The 371-nt window shown below is 49.6% G+C and carries 3 tRNA genes; all 3 read right to left on the bottom strand.

Annotated features, from left to right (window positions below):
• Positions 1-5 precede the first annotated feature (5 nt).
• Positions 6-82 (bottom strand) — tRNA-Asp (locus tag AJ930_RS01225).
• 51 nt (positions 83-133) lie between these two features.
• Positions 134-209 (bottom strand) — tRNA-Val (locus AJ930_RS01220).
• Positions 210-215: 6 nt separating this feature from the next.
• A tRNA-Arg gene (locus AJ930_RS01215) sits at positions 216-291 on the bottom strand.
• Positions 292-371: the final 80 nt, after the last annotated feature.

Raw genomic sequence — 371 nt, 5'->3', positions numbered from 1 at the left:
CAAGATGGCGCAGCGGACGGGGCTCGAACCCGCGACCTCCGCCGTGACAGGGCGGCATTCTAACCAGCTGAACTACCGCTGCATCCAAAGTAAAGAAGTAGAGATTATAAAACCTATTTATGATTTTATAAAATGGTGGTCACTATAAGACTCGAACTTATGACATCCACCTTGTAAGGGTGGCGCTCTACCAACTGAGCTAAGCGACCTATGATTGGCGACCCCTAGAGGATTTGAACCTCTGTTTCCACACAGAGAGAGTGTTGTCCTGGGCCACTAGACGAAAGGGTCATAACCCTAACAATAAAAATGGTGTCCCGTGTTGGATTCGAACCAACGGCCCCCTCCTTAAAAGGGAGATGCTCTACCGG

It is taken from the genome of Campylobacter sp. BCW_6871, assembly GCF_001762325.1.
Classification (GTDB): Bacteria; Campylobacterota; Campylobacteria; order Campylobacterales; family Campylobacteraceae; genus Campylobacter_D; species Campylobacter_D jejuni.
Note: the sequence above shows the minus strand (reverse complement) of the source record. Positions and strands in the feature narration are given on the sequence as shown.